This is a genomic window from Roseateles sp. GW823-FHT07B05 (assembly GCF_058794515.1).
The window spans coordinates 1-1,242 of the sequence record NZ_JBXAGX010000041.1 but is presented as its reverse complement, the minus strand read 5'-3'; the positions used below and the strand labels follow the sequence as shown (position 1 = coordinate 1,242).

At 62.6% G+C, this 1,242-nt stretch carries 1 protein-coding gene; it reads right to left on the bottom strand.

Going from position 1 to position 1,242, the window contains the following annotated elements; translation table 11 throughout:
* Positions 1-16 precede the first annotated feature (16 nt).
* Positions 17-1,158 (bottom strand): IS3 family transposase gene (locus AC1Q7O_RS27560; RefSeq protein ID WP_492662639.1). Its coding sequence is split into 2 segments (ribosomal slippage): positions 17-906 and positions 906-1,158, totalling 1,143 coding nucleotides; the frame shifts between segments, so codons are not numbered across the junction.
* Between the last annotated feature and the right edge of the window lie 84 nt (positions 1,159-1,242).

Genomic DNA, 1,242 nt, shown 5'->3' with positions numbered 1-1,242 from the left:
TGACCCTGTCCCCGTTTCAGTACCGCTCGGAAGTAGAACTTTCCGGCTCCTCTGACATCGCCGCAGCCGCCTGCAGGCGGCTGCGGCGGGCGAATTCGGCTGGCGTAGACCATTCCAACGCCGAGTGGGGGCGGTTCTCGTTGTAGTCCCGCCGCCAAGCCTCGATCTTGGCGCGCGCATCGTCCAGTGACAAGAACCAATGCTCGTTCAGGCACTCCTGGCGCAGGCGCCCGTTGAAGCTCTCGACTGTGGCGTTGTCCGTCGGCTTGCCTGGTCGGCTGAAGTCCAGTTCGACGCCCCGCTCGTAGGCCCATTTGTCCATGGCCTTGGAGATGAACTCGCTGCCGTTGTCGGTCTTGATGGTCAGCGGCAGCCCGCGGTGCAAGACGATGCCACTGAGGACGCGCACGACGTCTTCGCCCTTCAAGCTCTGGCCCACGTCGATCGCCAGGCACTCGCGCGTGTACAGGTCAACCACGGTGAGCATGCGCAACTTGCGGCCGTCGAACAAGTTGTCGGCGACAAAATCCATGCTCCAGATTTCGTTGATGGCATGGGCTAGCTGTTTGGGCTGCCGCAGCTGGGCGGCCTTGTTCCTCTTCGGCCGCTTGAGCCGCAGTGACAGCCCTTCATCCCGATAGAGGCGGTACACGCGCTTGACGTTGTCGGGGTGGCCTTCGCGGCGCAGGAGCACGTGCACCCGGCGGTAGCCGTAGTGCACGCGTGTGCTGGTGATCTCCTTGATGCGCATGCGCAGCGCGGTCTCGTCCTTCTTGACCGGCTTGTAGAAGAAGCTGCCCGGCGACACGTTGGCCACGCGCATGGCATTGCGCTGGCTGCAGCCAAACAGGCGCATCAGCTCTGGCACCAGCTCTCGCCGCCGCGAAGGCCCTAGGCTTTTTTTGCGACGATGTGCTGCAGCATGGCCTTGTCCAGGCTCAGATCCGCCACGATCTGCTTGAGCTTGCGGTTCTCTTCCTCGAGCTGACGCATGCGTCGCAGCTCCGATGGGCCCACGCCGGCGTACTTCTGACGCCACTTGTAGAAGGTCGCGCTGCTAATGCCCATCTTGCGGCAAACCTCCTCGACGCTGATGCCCAGCTCAGCTTGCTTGAGCGCGTAGGCCATCTGCTCCTCGGTGAACTTGCTCTTCCTCATGGCATGAACTCCTGGCCCCTTCCTGGGCCTCTTCATGCCGGTCCATTCTGTTACCGAACGGTACGGAAACCTGGGACAGGGTCA